Here is a 23,631-nt window from a genome sequence, read left to right as displayed (position 1 = left end):
ATGAGAAAGAAAATAGTTGCGGGTAACTGGAAAATGAATTTGGATTATAGCGAAGGTATATCCTTATTCTCGGAAATTATAAATATGGTTAGAGATGAAAAGAACGGCGATCAAATTGCTGTAATTTGCTCACCTTTTATCCATTTAAATAGTTTATCGCAATTATCTGCTGGAATAGTAAAAATTGGTGCGCAAAATTGCCATCAAAAAGAACACGGTGCTTACACGGGTGAGATTTCTGCCAAGATGGTAAAATCTACAGGCTGTGAATATGTAATTATTGGTCACTCAGAACGCAGACAATATTTTGCGGAATCAGATTCTTTATTAGCAGAGAAAACAACTATCGCCCTGCAAAATAACTTAACACCTTTGTTTTGCATCGGTGAAACTTTAGACGAAAGAAATAACGGTAGTTACTATCAAGTATTAGAATCGCAATTAGAAAATGGAGTATTTGGTTTAAGTGCTGAAGATTTTTCTAAAGTAGTTTTAGCGTATGAGCCAGTTTGGGCAATTGGTACAGGTTTAACCGCTACACCAGAACAAGCGCAAGATATACATGCCTTTATTAGAGCAAAAATTGATGCGAAATATGGAATGAATGTAGCAGACAATACCTCAATTTTATATGGTGGAAGCTGTAACCCAAAAAATGCAGCAGAATTGTTTGCACAACATGATATTGATGGTGGATTAATTGGCGGCGCATCTTTAAAATCTCGTGATTTTGTAGATATTGTTAAAACCTTCAATTCGTAATGGATTATAAAAAAATAGCTTTTAATTTTAGTGATATTCAAGAATATCAGCATGATTTATTAATTGCAGAATTAGCAGAAATTGGCTTCGATACTTTTGAGGATACAGCTCATGGTTTTGATGCTTTTATTATCGCAAATCAATTTAACGAAACTGCGTTAACTAATGTTTTAAAAGGTTTTGATGATGAACTAAGCTATACATATGAAATTAGTGCAATAGAACCTCAAAACTGGAATGAGGAATGGGAAAAGAATTTTAGTCCGCTTATTATTAATGAAGATTGTTATGTTAGAGCAACTTTTCATGAACATCAACCTCAATATAAATATGAGATTGTAATTGATCCAAAGATGGCTTTTGGTACTGGTCATCACCAAACTACCACCATGATGATGCTCTATATTTTAGAAACAGATATGCAAGATAAAGTGGTATTAGACATGGGAGCAGGCACAGGAATTTTGGGTATTTTGGCTGCTAAAAGAGGCGCTAAAGAAATTATAGCAATAGACAATGACGAGGTTTGTTACCGCAGTGCGATTGAAAATGCAGCATTAAATGAAATCATGAATTTAACATCGCTTTGGGGAAGTAAAGAAACTATCCCTACGGTTGATTTTGATATCATTTTAGCCAATATTAATAGAAATATTTTGCTTGATCAAATTTCGAGCTATGCTTCAGTTTTAAAAGAAAAAGGTACTATCTTCTTTAGTGGATTTTATGAAAGCCCAGATTTGGATATAATTAAAGAGCATTGTGCTCAATTTAATCTTAGTTATGTTGATCATAAAAAAATTGGGGATTGGGTTGCTGCACAATTTTTAAAAAATTAAATAATTAAGAAGAGGGACTGAATAATTCATAATTTCTCTCATTCTCAATTCAAATTAGTAAATATGCGTATACATTTTATTGCTATTGGTGGGAGTGCTATGCACAATTTAGCCATTGCTTTACATAAAAAAGGATTTAAAGTTACCGGTTCTGATGATGTGATTTTTGAACCATCAAGTACAAGACTTGCTAATTATGGTCTTTTGCCAAAAGAAAATGGTTGGTTTGAAAGTAATATTACTCCAGATCTTGATGCGGTAATCTTAGGAATGCATGCTCGTTTGGATAATCCAGAACTTGTAAAGGCGCAAGAAATGGGTTTAAAAATATATTCATATCCAGAATATATTTACGAGCAGTCTAAGGATAAATTAAGAGTTGTAATAGGAGGTAGTCATGGTAAAACTACCATAACTTCCATGATTTTACATGTATTAAATTATTACAAAAAAGATTTTGATTATCTGGTTGGAGCTCAGTTAGCAGGCTTTGAAACAATGGTTAAAATAACAGACTCTGCTCCAATTATAATAATAGAAGGCGATGAGTATTTAGCATCACCAATAGATCGTAGGCCAAAATTTCATTTATATAAAGCAAATATTGCTGTAATTAGTGGCATTGCATGGGATCATATCAACGTTTTTCCAACATTTGAGGATTATATTTCCCAGTTTGATAAGTTTATTGACACGATAGTTGAGAGCGGAAAATTAATTTATTGTGAAAATGATTTAGAATTACGCAAAGTAGTTGTTAACTCTAGCGCAACTATTGAAAAAATTCCCTACAGCATTCCTGCTCATGAAGTAATAGATGGTGTAACATATCTTTTGCCTCAACGGACACCATTACAGGTGTTTGGCGATCATAATTTAATGAACCTAAACGCAGCTAGATTAGTAGTTGAACAACTAGGCATAAATGAAGATAAATTTAAGGAGGCTATTTCTTCTTTTACGGGTGCAGCTAAAAGATTGGAGCTGTTAAATCATACAAAAGCAACTAGTGTATATAAGGATTTCGCACATTCTCCATCTAAATTAAAGGCAACTATTGATGCTGTAAAGGCACAATTTGCCAATAGAAAACTAGTAGCTTGTATAGAACTTCATACTTTCAGTAGTTTAACTAAAGAGTTTTTGCAGCAGTATCGTGATACGATGAAAAAGGCTGATGTTGCAATTGTATACATCGATGAAAAAACGTTTAAACACAAAAAGATGGATCCTGTGAGTGAGAATGATGTTCAAACATCTTTTAATGATAAAAACATTGTTTTTTTTAGTGAAGCTACACAATTGGAAAGTTATTTAAGAAGTTTTAATTTTGAAAATACAAACCTACTGCTAATGAGTTCTGGTAATTTTGGCGGTATGGACTTAGTTAAATTGGCACTGGAGTTGAATGTCTAGACGTAATAAACAGACTGTTACACCAAAAAATGATCAAATGAATATCATTGGTACAAACATTAGACTATTACGCCAAAAAAATGGATGGAGCCAGGGAGAAGTAGCCAGGCTCTTAAAAATATCAATCCCAGCATTTTCAAAAATAGAAACAGGTGTTACCGATATTAACATTTCTAGGTTAGATCAAATTTCTAAATTGTTTGACGTATCTAGCTTAGAGATTATTTCTAGAGGAGAAAATAAGTTGGAAATGGGCAATTTTGTCGAAATCAGTATGCTAAAAGATAAACTTGCTTTAAAAGAACAAGAGATTACCAAACTTCAAAAAAAGATAATTGATCTTTACGAAGAGATTAGAACCATTTCACCGTCAAAAAACCTTTCTCAACGTTAAATGTCGTTTTCCAAAAGTGGCACCAGTTGCTTGGTGTATGGCTATCATCTTTTCATTAAAATCGCCAACCCAAGATAATTCTAGTTCTGTATATTGATTTTTTGGTAATACATATTCACCAAGTTTTATAAACAAAGCAGATTCTAATCCTAGTTTTTGATACTTAGTTTTGGTTCCCATTACGATTGCACGCATACGAGTAACACCAACCCAGCGCCTATATGCAAATTTTAATTTTTCAAATAAACCTAATTTTCCGTTTAAACCTTTAATCATTTGGTTAGCATCTGGAATAATTACAACAAATGAAGCCGGATCGCCATTAGCATACGCAAACCAAATTAGTTTTTCATCCATAATAACTTCCATTTGTTTAAAACTTTCTTTTAAGGTTTCTTTTTTAATTGGAACGAAGTTTTCAAAATCTTGCCAACCGTCGTTATAAATATCCATTAAATCATTAATGTATTTATCAGCATTACTTTTTTTGAAATGTTCAAAAGTATAATCGGGTTTAGCAGCCACCCAATTTGCAATTTTTGTAAACCTAGCAGGAAAAGGAACTTTTAGGTTGATGTGATTTGTTAACTGTTCGTAAGCTGTTTCAAAACCATAATCTGTAAAGAATTTATGATAATAGGGTAAATGATAGTTCATTCCGTAGGAAGGTGGTGTAAAACCCTCTACAAGTAAACCCCAGAAGGAATCATTTTCTCCAAAATTAATTGGACCCTCCATTACTTTCATGCCTTTTTCTTGCAGCCAGTTTTTTGCAGTATCAAATAATAAGAATGCAGCTTCTTTATTATCTATACACTCAAAAAAACCCATTCCACCCGTTGGTTGTTCGTAAATGTGGGCTTTTTTATCGTTTATAAATGCCGCAACTCTACCAATAGTTTTGTGATTGTTATCTTTTAAAATCCATCTGGTACATTGACCATGTTTAAAGAAAGGATTAGTTTTTTCGTCAAAAATCTTTTCAATATCCTGATCCAAGGGACGGATCCAACTTGAATCATCTTGATAAATAGTGTCTACAACGTTTAAAAATTCTTTCTGACTTTCTTTATCCTTAACAGGTATAATCTTCATTTGGAGGTAGGTTTAAAATAAAAAGCACCCTTAATAGGATGCTTTTAAGTATTCGTTTTATAGTTTATTAAAATCTATCGTCGTCATCGTCGTCGTCATCATCAAAACTTTCAAATGTGTCTAGATCATCTAAAGGTACATCAAAGTCATCTTCTTCCTCATCTAAGATCTCATTATCTTCAATATTATCATCGTCCTCATCGTCTGATTCTTTCTTGCTTGACATCGGCTTATTTACGGGGTTTTTCAGGTTTGGTTTTTTTGGCGTTTTCATAACACAAAAAATATTAATAGTAGGAAAGTTTTAATGATACTTCTAAATTACATAAAATCTTTTTAAATAGAAAGAAACCTATTTTTTTGAAATTTTATTTATCTCAAAATTAAAACAAAAAGATTTTTTTTAAAAGTTTTTTTAATCTTTTTCTGTTGCTGAAATGCAAATAGTTACGTTAAAAGGAGGGTTTTTAATCATAATCTCAAACGATTATAAAACAAAAAAGCGTCTCAACTTAATTGGGACGCTTTTAACACACAAATGAAACCTGAATTGAGATATAGTTTTAGGTTAGGTTAAAAAATATCTTTTGTCAATCCTATAAGAACGTTTTTATAACAATCATTTCTGATTGTTGAATATCTTACAACAAGTTTAATGCTAATAATAAAAAGAATAAATAATATTTAGTAAGTGGTAGGAATAATTGAGTAAACGGTAAAATTTATTTTAAAGGGACTAAAATCGTAATGGTTGTTCCATTATTTCCATTCTGATCAATGTACAGCTGTATGGGTTTTACTTCAATTTTATTTAATAAATTTATTCTTTCTTGTGTTAAATTCATTCCTTTGCTAATATGTGTGTCAATTTTAGTAGATAATGAATTTTTAATACCAATACCATTATCTATTATTTTAATCCATAGATAATCTTCATCTTGTTGGTTGATATTTATTTTAACCTCGCCTCCATCTTCTTTAGGCATAATCCCATGCCAAATAGCATTTTCAATATAAGGTTGCAAAAGCATAGATGGAATTAAAGTTTCTTCTTTGTCAATGTTTTCATCAATGTTTATACTGTAAATGAGTTTATCTCCAAAACGATTTTTCTCTAAACTTAAATAAAGATTTAAATAGTCGATTTCTTCTTCTAGGTTAATGTAACTTTTGGTACAAATTTCTAGGTTCTTGCGTATCAATTTCGCAAATCCTGTTAATACTTTATTTGCAGAAGATGTATTTTTTGTATTAATATAATGTTGGATAGAATTCATTACATTAAATACAAAATGGGGATTCATCATTGCTTGTAATGCCCGTTGTTCAAGCATTAATATCTTATTTTTATTTAAAAGCTGTTCTTGTTCTTTATTTTTTTGCCTTCTTGTAATTCTTACAGCGATTACATATAAAAAATATGCACCTATAATTAATAGAATGATTAAGAACCACCAAGTTTGCCAAAAATGTTTTTCTAAAACAAAACTTATTTTAGCTGATGTACTCCATTGGCTATCTTGACTTTTTGCGCTCACTTCAAAGCAATAACTACCTGGTTCTAATGATGATAATTCTAATCTTCTATTTTTAGTTTCAGACCAATTGGCATTTTCCTTTAAACGGTAGCGGTATGTTATTTTACGATTTTTAAAATCGATGGCGCTATAATTAAAAGTAATATTGCGTTCACCTGGTTTAAGTACAAAGTTTGAAGAACTTAAATCTAAAGTTTCATTGTTAATGATAATAGAAGAGATATAAGTTTTTGGTGCTTTAGTTTGCAAAGATTTTTGATTGTTACTAAAATAAACCAAGCCATTATTTGTTGCAAAATATGCGGTATCTGTATCAATATATAAGTCGTTCAAATCATCTGACAAAAGATCATTTGCATAATCAAAAGAATTGATAGTGAATTTGTTATCTGTTAATGAAATGCGATTTATTCCGGTATTGCTTATTGCCCACAGGTAATCGTTCTTTACAAAAAGCTTATTTATAATATTATTGTTAAGTCCTTCTTTTTGTCTAATTAACTTGATGATTTTTCCATCCTGCATTATCACAATTCCGTAACCATCAGTGGCCATTGCAAATGATCCACTCTTTAATTGTTTGATATCATTTATCCTTTTAGAAAGCAATGGGTAGATTTCGTAATATTTAGTTAATTTATTAGAATTAAATTCTGATAATCCACTAACATTAGAAAACCATAAATTTTGCATTTCATCGTAATAAACGCGATAAGAGCGATCTTTGAAATAATCTTGATTTTCCTTATAATTTAAAGAAGAAAACTCGAGTTTATCCTGTCTGTTGTTAAGTATAACAACTCCTGATGATAGAGCTAGAGCCAATTTGGTGGTGGTATCTAAACTGAAGTTTTTAATTACAAAAACTGAATTATTGCTTTCTTTTAAATACTTGGCATTAGTTTTTATAGGGTAAGTTGATGACAGTGAGCCTAATCCGTAATCTGATGCGAAATACGCAGTTTTATTGTGATAATCAAAAGCTAACTGTTTAATGATACTGTATTTTTTTAAATCAGGGATATTAAATTTTTGTACTGTTTTACTTTTCTTATCTAAAATGTTGATGCTGGCATTGTTCATACCCATCCAAAAACGGCCATTTCCATCTTTTGCAATACTTTTAACAACATTACTTGTCAACCCATTTTCCTTGTTAAAAATATATACACGTTCTTTAGAATCTGGCAATCTATAAATACCGTTTTTAGTAGTAAACCATATGTTTTGATTACTATCTTTTATGATTTGATTTACATCAACATTTTTAAGTAATTGTTTTATCTTTCCATTAAAATCAATTACAAAAACACCGCTATTATTACTTAGCCAAAGAGATCTATCATCAACATAAATATACCCTGGGCTATTGCTAAGTAAGTCTTGATCTATTTTTAAGATTAAGCGATTTGTTATTCCATTTTTACTGTTTAATCCAACTTTATCTAAAAAGTAAACAGAATTATCTCGTTTATCAAATAAGGTCTTATAAGACAAAGGCAAGAATTTGTCGTCGGTTAAGACAAAATTATTTTTGATATAGAGGAAAACTGCTGTTGTACTATATGCCCAAATATTTCCCTGTTTATCTTCATGAATAAAAGCATTACCATATTGCTTTTCAATATTAGGAGAAATATACTTAATTAACTTTTTTCCATCCCAAACTCCTATAATATTTTTATTAGTTCCAAACCAAATTTTACCTTTACTATCTTCAAAAAAAGATACAATAACTGCATTAAAATTTAACTGTTTAAGTTGTTTATCGTTATCAGGATTATAGATTTTACCATTATAGAAATAGCTTAACTGACCATTTAAAGTTAGAAACCAAATTCTCCCTTTACTATCTTCTCTTAATTGTAAAACTTGATTATCTGGCAAGCCATCATCTACAGAAAAATTCTCGAACATCGTGCCATCAAATCTACTTACACCAGCATCTGTAGCAATCCAGATGTAGCCCTTTTTGTCTTGCAAAGTATAATAACAATTGTTACTGGGTAAACCATCTTTTGTGGTATAATGGGGTAAGTATGCAGTTTGTGCATTACCTTTAACTAAGGGCGCAAAAAGTAATGCCAGTAGCCAAAAAAGCATATGTAGGTATTTATTTATCACCTTTAAAATTGGTATATGCTTTTATTTTCTCAAAAAAATCGCTAGCTCTTCTACGCGAAACATTTATCGTTTCGCCATTATCCAAAATCACTTGAAGTCCGTTTTTAGAATTATACTCCTTAATATATTTAAGGTTAACAATGCTAGATTTATGAACTCTGACAAACGTATTTTCAGGTAAAATCTCTTCGTAATCTTTCAAAATTTTAGAAACAGCAATTTTTTCTAGATTTAATAAATGGAAAACAGAATAATTACTGTCGGCCGCTATGTGAATAATATCATCAATATCAACTAATCGATAACCTTGCCCACTTGGTAATGTTATTTTTTTAATACCAGTTTTATCTGTTAAATCACTAGCTAAATTTTTAAGACTTTCATTTCTATTGTTTTCGCTTTTATTTAATTTAACATATCTATCGGCTTTGCTTACTGCCTCTTTTAATTCATCAATATCTATTGGTTTAAGTAAATAATCTAGTGCATTTGCCTTTATAGCTTTTAAAGCATATTGATCATAAGCGGTTGTAAATATGACTGTTGCGTTTGCATCTTGCGCTTGGGGAATTAATCCAAAGCCATTTTCGCCAGGCATGGCAATATCTAGAAAAATAAGATCTATAGCATGTTGAGCTAGTAAATTACGTGCCTCGTTTACAGATTTTGCAATACCCAAAATATTTACATTCTCGCAGTTTTCCTGTAAAAGAAAATAAAGCGATGAACGGGCAAACTCTTCATCATCAACTATAATTGCATTTAGCACGGTGGTTCCATTTAAATAGGGCTCAATTTATCAAAAAATAGAGGCAATAGAAAATATTTCTTTCCCTAAAAATCCATAGCTATTTAAGTTCCGTAAGTAAAGGATAGAAAACCTTTTAAACGAACCTTAAATTAAAAATCATTCTTATGGAAAATTTAAACGAACAAGACGTATTGCAAGATGAAAGCAACTTCTTGGATGCTAAATTACAGCGCCGTTCTTTTTTGCAATATGCAGGAGCTGGTGCCGCGGTTGTAGCTTTAACAGCTGCTGGCTGTAGAAAAGACAGAATTAATACACCAATGACTGGTGTAACACTAGATTTTAAAGACGATTTTGGAGTATTAAATTATGCGTATGCTTTAGAACAATTAGAAGCAGCATTTTACATTCAAGTAGCATCTGCACCACCATCTAGCTTTAGTGCTGCAGAAAAAGCTTATTTTCAAGATATTCAATATCATGAAATTGCTCATAGAGAATTCTTTAAGAATGCACTAGGCACTGCTGCAATTGGTAGTTTGTCAGTAGATTTTTCTAGTATTGATTTTACAAGCAGAACAAGCGTTTTAGGCGCTGCTATGGCTTTTGAAGATTTAGGTGTTGGTGCTTATAATGGTGCAGGTGTACGGTTAAAAAATACTATATACCTTTTAGCTGCTGGTAAAATTGTTTCGGTAGAAGCACGTCATGCTGCGTATATACGAGATTTAATTTCTAATGGGACATTTGCAACTGCTCCTCAAGTAAGTTCTGATAAAGGACTTGATATGGCTTTGACACCAGATGTTGTACTTGGGGCTGCTGGTAAATACATCAAAACGAAAATTAACGTAATTAATCTTTAATCTTAAAACTAGAAATCATGAATATCGTAAATATATTAGAAGAAATAGAAAAAGTTGACGGTGAGATCTATGAAAGGTTAAATCCACGTAGAGCAGCAATGAAAGATTTTTTTAACATGGGTAAAAAGATAACATTGGCTGCAATGCCACTAGCTTTAGGCTCAGTTTTTCAAAAAGCATATGGACAATCTACTCCACAAGCAGTTACGGATGTATTAAACTTTGCTTTAGCTTTAGAGTATTTAGAATACAATTTTTACAATCATGCATTAGCAGGTACACCAGCTACCCCAATACCTGCAGGAGCTCCATTGGCAGCAATTACGCTTATTCGCGACCACGAGTTAGCTCATGTTAATCTATTAAAAGGTGCATTAGGTTCTGCTGCAAGGGCTCCAATACCTTATTCGGATACTGATTTTACAGCTGGTGGAACTTTTCCAACCGTATTTAGTGACTATGGTACTTTTTTAGCTGTTGCACAAGGTTTTGAAGATACTGGTGTTAGAGCATACAAAGGTCAGGCAGGAGTATTAGTTGGTAATACTGTTTTAACCACTGCTTTGCAGATTCACTCAGTAGAAGCAAGACATGCTGCCCATATTAGAGCGATGCGTACTGCTCTTTCTGGTGGTACTGCTGTATATAAACCATGGGTAAGTCTAGGTTCAGCAGGTCAGGCAAATGATTCTGGTGTATCGCAAGTAGATGCAGTTTACGCTGGAGAAGACACAACTGTACAAGCAGGTGTTAATATTGTTGGAATTAATGGTAATGCTGGCGTAACTAAAGCAGCAGCAGTTGAATGTTTCGATGAACCACTAGATAAAGCTTCGGTTATCACTATTGCAAACTTATTCCTTCAACCAGGTAAGAAACTATCATAGGTTATATTTTGTTTAAGTAGAGGGAAGGAAGCAATTTGTTTTCTTCCCTTTTTTGTTTTCTATTTAATTACTTATTAAGTTTTCGCAAAAAAAAAGCGCTCTATGCGCTCTTTTAGAATTATTATTCAACTTATTTACCGTTGATATAAATCTCGTTTAAGTATGTGCTTATGTTTTTAAAATCTTTTCCGTCAGGTAAAATGCTTGTAATACTATAAGCAATCCCATCTACAAAAACGATGTTCATGTAAAGCGTATTTTTATTTACATCATCTCTTCCAAAAACCGAATATGCTGTATTTCCCTTTACGGCAATTATTTTAGCAGGTTTAAAAGTATATTTTGCCATAGTTGGCATTAAACCTTCCATAAATTCGTCTGCAAAGGTTTGTTTTACAACACCTGCATTGAAATCTTCTAATGAAAGTCCTGTTGTTTTTAAAAGGTCAACAACGGAAACTAGATAGACAACATTATCTTGATCTCTTACGCCATAACTTTGCTCATTAATTTTTTTAGGTTCAATAGGGAAATTTACACTAACCTTGTCGTTAATTTTTTGTTTAAACCAATCTTTTTGAGCATTAACTTGGATACTTGAAACAACGACGAATAATAATAAAATAGATTTTTTTAACATGGGAGCTAATTTAAATTAATTATAGTTTAATAGGTAATTATTTGTTCTTCTAGGTGAGCTGGTAACTCACGGTAATTGTATTGCTGTCCGCGTAGTTGTGGTTCAAAACCAGCTTCTCTTATAGCTGTTTGGATACCATTTGCTGTAAAACGATGTGGAGCACCAGCAGCAGAAACTACATTTTCCTCTATCATGATAGAACCAAAATCATTAGCACCAGCGTGTAAACACAACTGAGCAATGGTTTTTCCTACTGTTAACCAACTTGCTTGTATATTTTTCACATTAGGTAACATTATTCTACTTAACGCCAACATTCTTACATATTCATCTCCTGTTACATTATTGCTAATGCCACGTAAACGTTTTAATAGAGTACCGTCATCTTGAAATGGCCATGGAATAAAGGCTAAAAATCCCTTAGCATGCTCTGGTTTTTCACTTTGCACTTCTCTAATCCAAACCAAATGCTCAAAACGTTCTTCAATTGTTTCTACATGGCCAAACATCATTGTTGCAGATGTTGTAATATCTAATTGATGAGCAGCTCGCATTACATCCAACCACTCTTGCCCACCACATTTACCTTTAGAAATTAGGCGCCTAACTCTATCATTTAAAATTTCTGCACCAGCGCCAGGTAAACTATCCATACCATTTGCTTTTAATTCCTTTAAAACTTCGGTGTGTGAAATTCCCTCTAATTTAGCAACGTGTGCAATTTCTGGGGGACCTAAAGCATGTAGTTTTAAATCAGGATATAATTCTTTTAATTCCTTAAAAAGGTTAGCATAAAATGATAAACCTAAATCTGGATGATGACCGCCTTGTAATAAAAGTTGGTCTCCGCCTAAGCGGAAAGTTTCTTCAATTTTAACTTTATAAGTTTCAATATCAGTTATATAACTTTCATCGTGACCGGGACGACGGAAAAAATTACAGAATTTACAATTGGCAATACATACATTTGTTGTATTCACATTACGATCTATTTGCCAAGTAACTTTACCGCTTGGAACTTGAATTTTTCGTAATTCGTTTGCTATGTAAGCTAACTCGGCAGTTTCTGCATTATGGTATAAAAAAACGCCCTCTTCTTTTGATAAAAACTCGAAATTTAAAGCCCTCTGTAATAATTCAGCAGTATTCATAGTTTCAAAGATAGTTATCAGTTTTTAGTTATCAATTTCTCTGTTCATAATTTTACGTAAACCCGAGACTTTCGAGTAGTCTAATTCGGACTTTTATATATCTTTACAACTCTAAAAAATGATATGGTAGATTTTAATCGCTTCAAACTGTCTAATGGTTTAAAGGTTTTGGTACATGAAGACCCGACTACACCAATGGCAGTTTTAAATGTTTTGTACGATGTTGGTGCGAGAGATGAGGAACATAATAAAACTGGTTTTGCACACTTATTTGAGCATTTAATGTTTGGTGGCTCGATCAATATCCCGAGCTATGATGAACCTTTGCAGCGTGTTGGTGGCGAGAATAATGCTTTTACCAGCAATGACATTACGAACTATTACATTACGTTGCCCGCAACAAATATCGAAACTGCTTTTTGGCTAGAAAGCGATAGAATGTTGAGCCTTGCTTTTTCTGAAAAGAGTTTGGATACACAACGAAATGTGGTAATGGAAGAGTTTAAACAGCGTTATCTTAATCAGCCTTATGGCGACGTTTGGTTAAAATTACGCCCACTAGCTTACAAAACACACCCTTATCAATGGGCTACAATTGGTCAGGATTTAGCTCAAATAGAAAATGCAAAGATGGAAGATGTAAAAGCATTTTTCAAGAAGCATTATAATCCTCAAAACGCAATTTTAGTAGTTGGTGGAAATGTAAAAACAGAAGAAGTTAAAAAATTGGCTGAAAAATGGTTTGAGCCTATCCCGGCTGGAGAAAAATATAGTAGAAGCTTACCTAAAGAATTGCCTCAAACTGAAGCAAGAACATTAACCGTAAATGCAAACGTTCCTTTAAATGCAATTTATATTGCCTTTAAAATGCCAACTAGAACAGATTCAACGTATCAAACCTATGATTTAATGTCTGATATTTTATCGCAAGGACAATCTTCTCGCTTATACAATAGCCTGCTAAAAGAGCAGCAATTATTTAGTGAAATTAATGCTTATCTATCTAGCAGTTTAGATGAAGGTTTATTTGTTGTAGAAGGTAAATTAATTAACGGAGTTGATATGGATGTTGCAGAAAAAGCTATTTGGGAAGAATTATATAAGCTAACAACTGATTTAGTGAGTGATGATGAGTTGACGAAAGTTAAAAATAAATCAGAATCTATTATGGTATTTGCTGAAATGAATTTGTTAGATAAGGCAATGAATTTAGCCTATTATGAGTTATTAGGTGATGCAGCTGCTTTAAATACAGAAATAGACAAATATTTAGCCGTAACTGCAGCGCAAATTAAAGAAGTTGCAACCACAACTTTTGTGAAAGAAAAATCATCTATTTTATATTATTTAGCCAATGCTTAATCGTACACTAGCACCTGCTTCAAAACAGGTTAATGATATTAATTTTATTGCCCCAACAAAACAGCAACTAGATAACGGCATTCCTGTTTTTACTGTAAATGTTGGTCAGCAAGAGTTAGTTCGTATCGAATTTATATTTGAAAACGTAAACTACGATCAAAATAAGCCATTACAGGCAGTAACTGTAAATAGTTTAATTAATAATGGTACCAAAACGTTATCTGCCAAGGAAATTGCAGAGAAAATAGATTATTATGGTGCTTTTTTGCAAACGGAATACGGTGCAGACCAAACAACAATAACACTTTTTAGTTTAAACAAACATCTTCCAGCAGTATTACCAATTGTTCAATCAATTTTAAATGAAAGTGTTTTTCCTCAACAAGAGTTGGATATTTTCATCCAAAACCAAAAGCAGAAGTTGCAAGTAAATTTGCAAAAGAACGATTTTATTGCTCGTAAAACATTTGCCAATGCCATTTTTGGAGATACTGCCTACGGTTCTGATATTTCTTTAGCAGATTATGATGCACTGAAAAGAGAGGATCTTTTGGCTTACTTTAAAGCTGCTTATAAGCCTGCAAATTGTACAATTATTGCCGCTGGTAAGTTTGAAGCCAAAGAATTCGACTTACTAAATCAGTTTTTTGGTAAAGAATGGGAAAATAACCATACATCAAAAATTAATCAATCTACGTATGCTCCAATTGTTGGTGGAGAAATTTACATAGAAAAAGCAGATGCTGTCCAATCGGCAATTCGAATGGGTAATTTGAGTATTAATCGCAAACATCCAGATTTTCCTGCCTTGCAGATAGTAAATTGCTTATTGGGCGGTTATTTTGGATCTCGCCTGATGGCAAATATTCGTGAAGATAAAGGTTACACTTATGGCATTGGTTCTGGTATAGCTTCTTTAAAAAATGCTGGCTACTTTTTCATAGCAACCGAAGTTGGAACAACTGTTTGTGTAAATGCTTTACAAGAAATTGAGAAAGAAATTAACATTTTAAAAACAGAATTAGTTGGAGAGGAAGAATTAGATTTAGTTCGCAATTTTATGTTGGGCTCTATGTTAGGAAGCTTAGAAAATGCTTTTTCACATGCTGATAAATTTAAAAATATTTACTTCTCTGGTCTAGATTACGATTATTATAGCAAATACATTGATACCGTAAAAACCATTAACGCTGAAGAATTGAAAAGTATAGCAAATTCTTATCTAGACTGGGATGCAATGACAAGAGTAGTTGTTGGCAAAAAATAACACTAAAATTAGCCAAAACCTTTTAAGTGGTTACTGGTTGTAGTAATATAAAGCAAATTTGATGAATATCCCTGTTGAAAATCCGCTATTTACCTATAAAATTAATCCTGATTTAGCTGAAATAGATTGGGATTATGTAATTTCTTTATTTTATAAAATTAACTGGAAACATCGCAAAGCGGAAGAAATAGCAGCTGCATTTAAAAATAGTACAACAACTTTATTTATTTTTAATGATGATCAAATCATAGCTTTTGGTAGAGTAGTGGGTGATGGTAGATATTATGCCATGCTTGCCGATATTGTAGTTGATCCTGATTTTCAAGGCCAAGGGTTGGGAAAATATCTAGTGACTACGTTAAATAACCAATTAGTTGATTATCACTTTGTTAATCTAAGCGCTGCACCTGGTGCTGACGCTTTTTATAAAAGTATGGGTTGGAAGAAACAAACCACAGCTTTTATTTGGCCTCAAGGGCCAAAGCAGTTAAGGCAACATTGCGAGGAAGATTAATTTATTATTTACTCCGCAAAATTGTTACTTTTCCATCCATTGTGCTCACCAAAACATTTTTTCCGTCAATTACATTTACGGTATTAATCATTGAGTTATCAATTTTATGTTGCCATAAATTTTGATGTGTTTTTGCATCAAAAGTATAAACGACACCATTTTTTGTTCCATAAAAAACAACTCCATCTTTTTCAACTAAATCTGATGGAATATGCTCATAGCCAAACCCAGCATTTAATTTCCATGCTAATTCAGGAACCGATGTATTAGTTTTATAGGCAACAATTTCGTCTTGCATAGTTTTGCCATATATGGTCGTACTATCAGCCGACAAACCAATTGATTCTCTTACCATTGCTTCTTTAGTTCGCCATAAAGTCTCGCCTGTTTTTGCATTAATTGCAGTTAAAAAACGATCTGGTGCAGCAATGTACACTACGCCTTTGGTAGCCACTGGCGTAACCATGGCCGGAGAAAACATTCTATTTCCATTACCATTATTCCATTTCCATGCTAATGTTCCAGTTTTTAAATCAAGTGCATACAAATGCCTTCCCCAAGAGCCAAAAATAACTTTGCCCTGATAAATTAAAGGTTTTCCAACAATTGCTCCTTCTACACCATCAAATTTCCACATTACTTTTCCAGTCTTAATATCCAAAGCTCTAAAACTATGATCACTTCCTCCTATAAAAATTACATCACCATCAATTACTGGAGATCCCAATACAGAATTTGGAGTTTCTACTTTCCACACCTGTTTGCCATTTGCAATATTTAAGGCATATATATTTCCATCTCCAGACCCTAAAATAACCAATTGATTTTTAATTACAGGCGATGAATAAATAGCGCCTTTCGTATTAAAAGTCCATACTTTTTTTCCTGTCGTTTTATTCAAAGCTTCAACTAAACCAACACTGTTTCCGAAAATAACTAAACTATTGCTATAAGCAGGTGTATTTACCACATTTGCGTTTGAATGATAGGTCCATAACTCTTTAACGTCACTATATTTTTTATTAATGTCATAATTAGGCCTGTCGTATGCTTTTAAAGTTTGATGAACAAAAGTTTTTAAAGGAATTTTCCTCCAAGGAGCCAATAGCTCTTGAGCTGGTTTTTTAAGCGAAAAATAAACAGTGTCTTTTGTCATATTTACCACATTGTATCCACCAATACTATCTTTTGCCCTTAAATTTGAGCGGCCCATTGTTCCAAAAACCCCTTCAAAATTATATTGATGATTATTATGACCATGACCACAAATTATATACTGAATGTTTTTAGTTTTTAATCGATCAGTAACCTCATACCAATTATCTAAACTGTTATCAATAGGATAGTGGTTGGCGAAAATAATCGGCATATCTTTAGGTGTTTTCTTCAAAATGTTATCCAACCAAACAGTTGCATCTCTTGGAATGTGCCCATCAGACATGCGTACGTAAGGTCCTGAAGCACATCCTATAAAACGATAACCTTTATAATCAAAAGTGAATTTATCATACCCAAATTCTTTAATAAAAGTAACTCCACCAGATTCTGACCAGCCTGTATCGTGATTGCCTGGCATAATATAATAGGGTTTCTTTAATCCTGATAAGATTTCTTTAGCCAATCTCAATTCTTCATTAGTACCCATTTCGGTAATGTCTCCAGTGATAATGGTAAACTCTAACTCTGGTTGGTTATTAATATCTGCAACAGTTCTTCTTAAATCTTCATCTGCATTTGAGCTACCGATATGAGTATCACTAACAAAAGCATATTTAAAATTTTGGGCATGAACACCAACACTAAAAAGTGAAACGACTAGAAATAGGACTATTTTTTTCATAAAATTTAATTAATGCTTAAAGATGCTCAATTCTTTTTAGGTATAACAAAAGGTAATGATATTTTTATATTGACGATTATGTTGTATCTTTGCCTGGCAAATAATAAATCCTAATTTATTTGCTATGCAACTCGATCCCCAAAAATTTATTGCTACTGGTTTAACATACGATGACGTATTGTTAGTGCCTGCATATTCAGAAATTTTGCCTCGTGAAGTGAATACAAGCACTTTTTTGACAAAGAAAATTAAACTTAATGTGCCATTGGTTTCTGCAGCCATGGATACTGTTACAGAAGCAGAATTAGCCATTGCCATAGCACAAAATGGAGGTTTGGGAATGCTGCATAAAAATATGACGATTGAAAGACAGGCTGAAGAAGTTCGTAAAGTAAAGCGTTCGGAAAGTGGTATGATTCAAGATCCTGTTACCTTATTAGAGAACTCTACAGTTGCAGATGCTTTTAAAATTATGAAAGAGCATAAAATAGGGGGGATTCCTGTGGTAAGCACTGATAATAAATTAGTGGGCATTATCACTAATCGCGATTTACGTTTTCAAAAAGACATGTCGAAGCCTATTGTAGAGGTAATGACAAAAGAAAACTTAATTACTGCTCCAGAAGGAACAAATCTAATTCAAGCAGAAGAAATTTTACAAAATTATAAAATAGAAAAATTACCTGTAGTAAATGCAGAAGGGTATTTGTGTGGATTAATCACTTTCAAGGATATCCAAAAAGTAAAAAATTATCCTGCTGCTTGTAAAGATGAAAAAGGTCGTTTACGTGTTGGTGCTGCGGTTGGAGTTACAGCAGATACCATGCAACGTGTAGATGCATTGGTAAAAGCAGGAGTAGATGTAATCACTATTGATACGGCACATGGTCACTCAAAAGGAGTGGTTGATAAATTAAAAGAAGTTAAAGCAAAATACCCAGATTTGCAGGTAATTGTAGGTAATATTGCAACAGGTGATGCTGCTAGATTTTTGGCAGAAGCTGGTGCAGATGCTGTTAAAGTTGGTATTGGTCCAGGCTCTATTTGTACCACTAGAATTATTGCTGGTGTAGGAGTTCCACAGTTATATGCTGTTTTTGAGTGCGCTAAAGCATTAAAGGGTACAGGAGTTCCAGTTATTGCAGATGGAGGAATTAAACATACAGGCGATATTTCTAAAGCAATTGCTGCTGGTGCAAGTACAGTAATGGCGGGTTCGCTATTTGCAGGTGTAGAAGAAAGTCCAGGTGAAACAATCATTTATGAGGGACGTAAATTTAAGTCTTATCGCGGAATGGGCTCTATTGAAGCGATGGAACAAGGTTCAAAAGATCGTTATTTCCAAGATGTAGAAGATGATATTAAAAAACTAGTTCCAGAGGGAATTGTTGGTCGTGTACCATTTAAAGGAACTTTAGCAGAAGTAATGTATCAATATGTTGGTGGTTTACGTGCTAGTATGGGCTATTGTGGTGCAGGTAGTATAGAAAAATTGCAAGAAGCACAATTTGTTCAAATTACTGCTGCGGGTATGAGAGAAAGTCATCCTCACGATATTACCATTACTAAAGAAGCACCAAATTATACTAGATAGACTGGAAGTCTGAAAAATTAGAAAGACGGAAAGTCAGGAAGTCTAAGCTAAAAGTGTCCTTGCGAGGAACGAAGACAACCGAACAGAGAGGGTTTACGAACACAATTAAAATAATAACTAATTGTGATAATCTTAAAACGTTTGCATTTAAGCATTCGAAAAGCAATTGCAGCGGGGCATCGGTTACGATAGCCCCGCTTGTCGTTTCAATCTTTTGTGCTTCGACAAGCTCAGCATGACAAAAGTATTTTAACTTCAATCGGGTTTAAAAACTCATTTGGTAAAATTATTTAAGTTGCATAACCCCATATTTTATTCCGCTTGAAAAAAATAATTAAAATTAATTCCAAATATAATTTGGTTAATAGAATAATTCAAATAAATTTGTCTATATAATCTATAGATTTAGTAGATTATAAATTAACCTTAATTTTTAGCTAAAACAATGACGATGAAGCTCAATTACCTATCATTTTTTATTTTTATTTTATTTTCAATCCCAGTCACAATTTACGCACAAAACCCAATTAAAGGTGTAGTTAAACGTACAAATGGAGATCCCTTACCACATGCAACAGTAAAGATAAGGGGAACAAACATAGCTGTTAGCGCAGATGAGAACGGTTCATTCAGTATCAATTCAAAACAAGAACTTCCATTTTTTCTTCAAGTAAGTTCAGTTGGTTATAAACCTCAAGATTTTCAGATTTTAAAAGTGGATAGTACAATCTTAGAATTAACACTTGTGGAAGACGCGTTGTTAGATCAAATTGTAGTAACATCTAGAAGACGTTCTGAGGTTTTACAAGATGTGCCAATTGCCATCACTGTTATCGGTGGACAGATAGCTGAAAATGCAGGCGCTTTTAATGTTAATCGTTTAAAGGAACTAGTGCCTTCTGTGCAATTATATGCTTCAAATGCTCGAAATACAACGCTTAACATCAGAGGCTTAGGCTCAACTTTTGGTTTAACTAATGATGGTATTGATCCTGGAGTTGGCTTTTATGTTGATGGTGTTTACCATGCTCGTCCTGCGGCTACCTCTACAGATTTTTTGGATATTGAACAAATAGAAGTTATCCGTGGTCCTCAAGGAACCTTATTTGGAAAAAATACGACTGCTGGTGCATTTAACATTACTACAACTAAACCCACTCAAGTACCCAGTGCAAAAGCAGAGTTGAGCGTTGGAAACTATAATTTCATCCAAGCAAAAACATCAATTTCTGGAGGAATAACAAAAAATCTTGCAGCAAAACTTTCCATTTCAGGAACTGAAAGAGATGGTACAATTTGGAATACTAAAGAAGAGCGTAAATACAGTGGGCAAAATAACCTAGGTTTTAAAGGACAGTTATATTTTACGCCATCAGATAAACTACAAATTTTACTAAGTGGTGATGTAAGTATCCAACATCCAGCTGGTTATCCATTGGTAATTGCTGGTGTTACTACCACAGAAAGAAGTGCTTATCGCCAGTATGCTAAAATAGTTTCTGATTTAGGCTATCAACAACCTAAAATAAATCCATTTTCTAGAGAAATAAATACAAATACACCTTGGAGACACAATCAATCAATTGGAGGTATTTCTGCAAACATTGATTATAAAATTGGTAATGGAACCTTAACTTCTACAACCGCTTGGAGGTTTTGGAATTGGGATCCAACAAATGACAGAGATTTTTCCGAATTATCTGCATTAACTAAATCTCAAGGTAACTCTCGCCACGACCAATATTCGCAAGAGTTTAGATATTCTGGAAATATAACCGAAAAATTAAGTGGTGTAATTGGCGTATTTGCCCTAAGTCAAAATTTACAAGGCTTAGATCAAACAGAAGAAGTAGGCAAAGATCAATGGAGATTTGTACAAACAAATAATACAGGCACACAAGCATTGTATTCAACCCCAGGTTTATTAGATGGATTTGGAATTAAAACTAATTCGACCATTAAATCATTAAGTGCAGCTGTTTTTGCACAAGTTGACTGGGAATTTTTAAATCATTTACATATTTTACCGGGTTTACGATATACTTATGATAAAAAAGATGTTGATTATAATCGCGTAACGTATGGCGGTTTACAAACATCAGATCCTACGTTGCTTGCGCTTAAAGCAGCGGTGTATAGTAATCAACAATTTAGCATCAACACGGATAACAACAATTTATCTGGTAACATTACTTTATCATATCGACCAAACGATAGATTAAATGCGTATGGAACTTTTTCTACAGCTTATAAACCAGTAGGCGTTAATGTAGGAGGGCTGCCAACAAATAGTGCTGGACAAGCAGATTTGTCATTGGCTGTAGTAAAACCAGAATATGTTGAACATTATGAACTAGGTGTTAAAACGAAATTAATTAAGAATTTATTGATAAATGTTACCACTTTTAATACGAATATTAAAGATTATCAAACCAATGTGCAATCTCCACAATTGGGCGTAAATAGGGGGTATTTAGCGAATGCTGAAAAAGTTAACGTTAAAGGATTAGAGGTTGATGGAAGCTATCAATTAGAACGATTTTTAACCTTAAATGCTGCTGTGGCTTACCTTGATGGTAAATATGTGAAATTTACAAATGCTCCTTTGCCTTTAGAAGAAACTGGACATACAGAGGTTATTGGCGGAACAGCTACGCAAGTTGCATTTAAAGATGCTTCTGGAGGTAGATTGCCGGGTATCTCTAAATGGAATATTTCTGGAGGTGCAGAATTTAGTGTTCCTGGTAGTTTGGCTACAAAAGTTGGCAGATATTTTATTGCCGGTGATGCAAGTTACCGTTCGGATTATTCTTCAAATCCAACTCCATCTAAAGTATTAAATGTAGATAGTTATTCTCTGTTAAATGCAAGAATAGGATTTAAATCAGAGAAATTCTCTGCTTTTGTTTGGAGTAGAAATATTGCCAACAAAAATTACTACGAACAAGTACAAGCGGCGGCAGGTAATTCTGGTTTATATGCAGGAGTACTTGGAGATCCAAGAACATATGGTGCTACTTTGCGTTATACATTTTAGGTTGGGCTACTTATTAAGATTTTAAAAAAATAATTCTGTGTTGGATTATATTTGGTTAGTTAGAGCGGTTTTTACCGCTCTTTCTTTTTGTAAAATTTCTGAAGAACAAAAATAAAGCAATCTATTATGTAGTTTTAAGGCAAAATAAATGTCATGCAAAAAATAAATTCACTTTGTGTGTATTGTGGTTCTAATTTTAACGGAGACCCAGTTTTAAGGAAAGCCATCGAAGATTTAGCCGAAACAATGGTTTCGCAAAACATCACCTTAGTTTTTGGAGGTGGTAGTGTAGGAGTAATGGGAGTAATTGCCGATGAAATCTTAAAACGTAATGGTAAAGCTACAGGCGTAATTCCTCAGTTTTTAATGGATAAAGAAGTAGGTCATAAAGGTTTAACAGAAATGGTGATCACAGAAAATATGCATCAACGGAAGCAAAAAATGGCAGACCTTGCAGATGGTTTTGTTATTTTACCTGGAGGTTTTGGTACGTTAGAAGAACTATTTGAAGTGTTAACTTGGTTACAATTAGGATTACATGGTAAACCAATTGGTGTATTAAATATAAATGGATTTTACGATCCTTTATTTAAACAAATGGATGTTATGGTAGAGCATCGCTTTTTAAAGCAAACCAATAGGGATCTTGTTTTTAACGAAACAAATGCAGAGGTTTTAGTAAATAAAATGCAGAATTTTACAGCTGCACCAGATGATGTTTGGTTTAGAGATAGAAATTTAGTTTAGTTATAGAAAATTATCTTTGGTAATTTCCCAAGTCCAGGGTTTTTTAAAATTGTTTAAGGTTCGTAATTGAGCATAGTAAAGTGTTTCTTCACTAACATCATTCAAATTATTTCGGGCAAAAATATTTCCACTTGTAAGTTTCATTTTTTTATTCACAAAATCATATAATTTATCTGTCATCTCACCAGATGTGATATTGTAATAAATATTATTGGCCTGAGTTAATACCCAATCTTTATTTTGGTATTTAAACTGATAATTTAATTTCCAACGCCAATTACTGCCGCCTTCAAAAGCTAAATTTAGACTGTTGTTTTCAATAGTTAGATTTTTAAATGGCTCACCGAGTTCACCACCTTCTTGCGAACGAAGAATGAAATTATTATTTTGCATGGCAAATTTATAATTGTTTGAACGTGCATTCTTAAAATAAACAGCTAAAATTCTAGGTTTTTGAAATTCTTTAATCAACTCTGTTTCTCCATCTCCATAAGCCCTTTTTTCAATAATTGGGTTGTTAAATTCAAGCACAAAAACTAAATCTTCTACTTTATCATTATTTAAATCTCCAAATGCAGTATCAATTACTTTCCAGTTTGCTGGTGTAAATGCTCTAATATCTGTTCCTTGTGTATTAAGTTTTGGATAAGTAAAAGTTTGTGCAAAACTAAATTGCCAGCAAAATAAAGATAAAATCAGAGTTAAATATCGCATGTTATGAAAAACGTTTAAAAATTTAATTTAGCATATTAACTCATCATGAAAACTAAATACCATTACAGGTTTTAGTTTTAAAAATATATCCTT

Annotated in this window: 20 protein-coding genes; 12 read left to right on the top strand and 8 right to left on the bottom strand. The window is 32.9% G+C overall.

Features of this window, described 5'->3' with window-relative positions:
- The 4 genes from tpiA to HQN85_RS05410 all read left to right on the top strand — a co-directional run bounded on the left by tpiA (position 1) and on the right by HQN85_RS05410 (position 3,411).
- Positions 1-762, top strand: coding sequence for a triose-phosphate isomerase (gene tpiA / locus HQN85_RS05425; RefSeq protein WP_173269652.1), 762 nt, complete (start codon positions 1-3; stop codon positions 760-762).
- Complete coding sequence (prmA, locus tag HQN85_RS05420; protein ID WP_173269649.1) at positions 762-1,601, top strand: 50S ribosomal protein L11 methyltransferase; 840 nt, start codon at positions 762-764, stop codon at positions 1,599-1,601. Before tpiA ends, prmA begins: the two co-directional genes overlap by 1 nt.
- Before the next feature lie 63 nt (positions 1,602-1,664).
- Positions 1,665-3,017, top strand: a complete 1,353-nt coding sequence (locus HQN85_RS05415) for a UDP-N-acetylmuramate--L-alanine ligase (RefSeq protein WP_173269646.1) — start codon at positions 1,665-1,667, stop codon at positions 3,015-3,017.
- A gap of 37 nt (positions 3,018-3,054) precedes the next feature.
- Complete coding sequence (locus HQN85_RS05410) at positions 3,055-3,411, top strand: helix-turn-helix domain-containing protein (protein WP_173270242.1); 357 nt, start codon at positions 3,055-3,057, stop codon at positions 3,409-3,411.
- On the opposite strand, the gene HQN85_RS05405 is transcribed toward HQN85_RS05410, so the two are convergent.
- From HQN85_RS05405 to HQN85_RS05390, 4 genes are all read right to left on the bottom strand, one after another.
- Positions 3,388-4,506, bottom strand: a complete 1,119-nt coding sequence (locus HQN85_RS05405) for a GNAT family N-acetyltransferase (RefSeq protein ID WP_173269643.1) — start codon at positions 4,504-4,506, stop codon at positions 3,388-3,390. The two genes, HQN85_RS05410 and HQN85_RS05405, sit on opposite strands and share 24 nt — an antisense overlap.
- A gap of 67 nt (positions 4,507-4,573) precedes the next feature.
- Entirely contained in the window at positions 4,574-4,732 is a 159-nt protein-coding gene (locus HQN85_RS05400; RefSeq protein ID WP_173269640.1) for a hypothetical protein, read from the bottom strand.
- A 496-nt stretch (positions 4,733-5,228) separates the two neighbouring features.
- Positions 5,229-8,147: a sensor histidine kinase gene (locus tag HQN85_RS05395; RefSeq protein ID WP_173269638.1), complete on the bottom strand. Its 2,919-nt coding sequence runs from the start codon at positions 8,145-8,147 to the stop codon at positions 5,229-5,231.
- A 10-nt stretch (positions 8,148-8,157) separates the two neighbouring features.
- Entirely contained in the window at positions 8,158-8,937 is a 780-nt protein-coding gene (locus HQN85_RS05390) for a LytR/AlgR family response regulator transcription factor (protein ID WP_173269635.1), read from the bottom strand.
- A gap of 146 nt (positions 8,938-9,083) precedes the next feature.
- Between HQN85_RS05390 and HQN85_RS05385 the strand changes: the two genes are divergently transcribed.
- Together HQN85_RS05385 and HQN85_RS05380 are read left to right on the top strand one after the other, a co-directional pair.
- Entirely contained in the window at positions 9,084-9,785 is a 702-nt protein-coding gene (locus HQN85_RS05385) for a ferritin-like domain-containing protein (protein ID WP_173269632.1), read from the top strand.
- 17 nt (positions 9,786-9,802) lie between these two features.
- Positions 9,803-10,672, top strand: coding sequence for a ferritin-like domain-containing protein (locus tag HQN85_RS05380; RefSeq protein ID WP_173269629.1), 870 nt, complete (start codon positions 9,803-9,805; stop codon positions 10,670-10,672).
- Positions 10,673-10,802: 130 nt separating this feature from the next.
- On the opposite strand, the gene HQN85_RS05375 is transcribed toward HQN85_RS05380, so the two are convergent.
- Together HQN85_RS05375 and HQN85_RS05370 are read right to left on the bottom strand one after the other, a co-directional pair.
- A complete protein-coding gene (locus tag HQN85_RS05375) occupies positions 10,803-11,312 on the bottom strand; it encodes a hypothetical protein (RefSeq protein WP_173269626.1) in 510 nt (169 codons plus the stop codon).
- 26 nt (positions 11,313-11,338) lie between these two features.
- Positions 11,339-12,463, bottom strand: coding sequence for a CofH family radical SAM protein (locus HQN85_RS05370; RefSeq protein WP_173269624.1), 1,125 nt, complete (start codon positions 12,461-12,463; stop codon positions 11,339-11,341).
- A 123-nt stretch (positions 12,464-12,586) separates the two neighbouring features.
- On the opposite strand from HQN85_RS05370, the gene HQN85_RS05365 reads away from it, so the two are divergent.
- From HQN85_RS05365 to HQN85_RS05355, 3 genes are all read left to right on the top strand, one after another.
- A complete protein-coding gene (locus HQN85_RS05365; protein WP_173269621.1) occupies positions 12,587-13,825 on the top strand; it encodes a M16 family metallopeptidase in 1,239 nt (412 codons plus the stop codon).
- Complete coding sequence (locus HQN85_RS05360; RefSeq protein ID WP_173269618.1) at positions 13,818-15,092, top strand: M16 family metallopeptidase; 1,275 nt, start codon at positions 13,818-13,820, stop codon at positions 15,090-15,092. Before HQN85_RS05365 ends, HQN85_RS05360 begins: the two co-directional genes overlap by 8 nt.
- A 61-nt stretch (positions 15,093-15,153) precedes the next feature.
- Entirely contained in the window at positions 15,154-15,606 is a 453-nt protein-coding gene (locus HQN85_RS05355; protein WP_173269615.1) for a GNAT family N-acetyltransferase, read from the top strand.
- Positions 15,607-15,610: 4 nt separating this feature from the next.
- On the opposite strand, the gene HQN85_RS05350 is transcribed toward HQN85_RS05355, so the two are convergent.
- Entirely contained in the window at positions 15,611-17,446 is a 1,836-nt protein-coding gene (locus tag HQN85_RS05350; RefSeq protein ID WP_173269612.1) for an outer membrane protein assembly factor BamB family protein, read from the bottom strand.
- Between the two features lie 124 nt (positions 17,447-17,570).
- On the opposite strand from HQN85_RS05350, the gene guaB reads away from it, so the two are divergent.
- From guaB to HQN85_RS05335, 3 genes are all read left to right on the top strand, one after another.
- Positions 17,571-19,040, top strand: a complete 1,470-nt coding sequence (guaB, locus tag HQN85_RS05345) for an IMP dehydrogenase (RefSeq protein ID WP_173269609.1) — start codon at positions 17,571-17,573, stop codon at positions 19,038-19,040.
- 451 nt (positions 19,041-19,491) lie between these two features.
- Positions 19,492-22,077, top strand: coding sequence for a TonB-dependent receptor (locus tag HQN85_RS05340; protein WP_173269606.1), 2,586 nt, complete (start codon positions 19,492-19,494; stop codon positions 22,075-22,077).
- Between the two features lie 153 nt (positions 22,078-22,230).
- A complete protein-coding gene (locus HQN85_RS05335) occupies positions 22,231-22,824 on the top strand; it encodes an LOG family protein (protein ID WP_173269603.1) in 594 nt (197 codons plus the stop codon).
- Here the strand turns inward: HQN85_RS05335 and HQN85_RS05330 are convergent, their stop codons facing one another.
- Complete coding sequence (locus HQN85_RS05330; RefSeq protein WP_173269600.1) at positions 22,825-23,538, bottom strand: hypothetical protein; 714 nt, start codon at positions 23,536-23,538, stop codon at positions 22,825-22,827.
- Positions 23,539-23,631: the final 93 nt, after the last annotated feature.

The organism is Pedobacter boryungensis (assembly GCF_013204825.1).
Taxonomy (GTDB): Bacteria; Bacteroidota; Bacteroidia; order Sphingobacteriales; family Sphingobacteriaceae; genus Pedobacter; species Pedobacter boryungensis.
This window is presented reverse-complemented; position numbering and strand designations above follow the sequence as displayed.

What these genes read in the sequence shown, in the direction of transcription:
- prmA (WP_173269649.1), top strand. Translation starts at nt 762, where the DNA reads ATGGATTATAAAAAAATAGCTTTTAATTTTAGTGATATTCAAGAATAT.
- HQN85_RS05415 (WP_173269646.1), top strand. Translation starts at nt 1,665, where the DNA reads ATGCGTATACATTTTATTGCTATTGGTGGGAGTGCTATGCACAATTTA.
- HQN85_RS05400 (WP_173269640.1), bottom strand. Translation starts at nt 4,732, where the DNA reads ATGTCAAGCAAGAAAGAATCAGACGATGAGGACGATGATAATATTGAA.
- HQN85_RS05380 (WP_173269629.1), top strand. Translation starts at nt 9,803, where the DNA reads ATGAATATCGTAAATATATTAGAAGAAATAGAAAAAGTTGACGGTGAG.
- HQN85_RS05350 (WP_173269612.1), bottom strand. Translation starts at nt 17,446, where the DNA reads ATGAAAAAAATAGTCCTATTTCTAGTCGTTTCACTTTTTAGTGTTGGT.
- HQN85_RS05365 (WP_173269621.1), top strand. Translation starts at nt 12,587, where the DNA reads ATGGTAGATTTTAATCGCTTCAAACTGTCTAATGGTTTAAAGGTTTTG.
- HQN85_RS05360 (WP_173269618.1), top strand. Translation starts at nt 13,818, where the DNA reads ATGCTTAATCGTACACTAGCACCTGCTTCAAAACAGGTTAATGATATT.
- HQN85_RS05330 (WP_173269600.1), bottom strand. Translation starts at nt 23,538, where the DNA reads ATGCGATATTTAACTCTGATTTTATCTTTATTTTGCTGGCAATTTAGT.
- HQN85_RS05355 (WP_173269615.1), top strand. Translation starts at nt 15,154, where the DNA reads ATGAATATCCCTGTTGAAAATCCGCTATTTACCTATAAAATTAATCCT.
- HQN85_RS05375 (WP_173269626.1), bottom strand. Translation starts at nt 11,312, where the DNA reads ATGTTAAAAAAATCTATTTTATTATTATTCGTCGTTGTTTCAAGTATC.
- HQN85_RS05370 (WP_173269624.1), bottom strand. Translation starts at nt 12,463, where the DNA reads ATGAATACTGCTGAATTATTACAGAGGGCTTTAAATTTCGAGTTTTTA.
- HQN85_RS05385 (WP_173269632.1), top strand. Translation starts at nt 9,084, where the DNA reads ATGGAAAATTTAAACGAACAAGACGTATTGCAAGATGAAAGCAACTTC.
- tpiA (WP_173269652.1), top strand. Translation starts at nt 1, where the DNA reads ATGAGAAAGAAAATAGTTGCGGGTAACTGGAAAATGAATTTGGATTAT.
- HQN85_RS05335 (WP_173269603.1), top strand. Translation starts at nt 22,231, where the DNA reads ATGCAAAAAATAAATTCACTTTGTGTGTATTGTGGTTCTAATTTTAAC.
- HQN85_RS05395 (WP_173269638.1), bottom strand. Translation starts at nt 8,147, where the DNA reads ATGCTTTTTTGGCTACTGGCATTACTTTTTGCGCCCTTAGTTAAAGGT.
- guaB (WP_173269609.1), top strand. Translation starts at nt 17,571, where the DNA reads ATGCAACTCGATCCCCAAAAATTTATTGCTACTGGTTTAACATACGAT.
- HQN85_RS05340 (WP_173269606.1), top strand. Translation starts at nt 19,492, where the DNA reads ATGAAGCTCAATTACCTATCATTTTTTATTTTTATTTTATTTTCAATC.
- HQN85_RS05410 (WP_173270242.1), top strand. Translation starts at nt 3,055, where the DNA reads ATGAATATCATTGGTACAAACATTAGACTATTACGCCAAAAAAATGGA.
- HQN85_RS05405 (WP_173269643.1), bottom strand. Translation starts at nt 4,506, where the DNA reads ATGAAGATTATACCTGTTAAGGATAAAGAAAGTCAGAAAGAATTTTTA.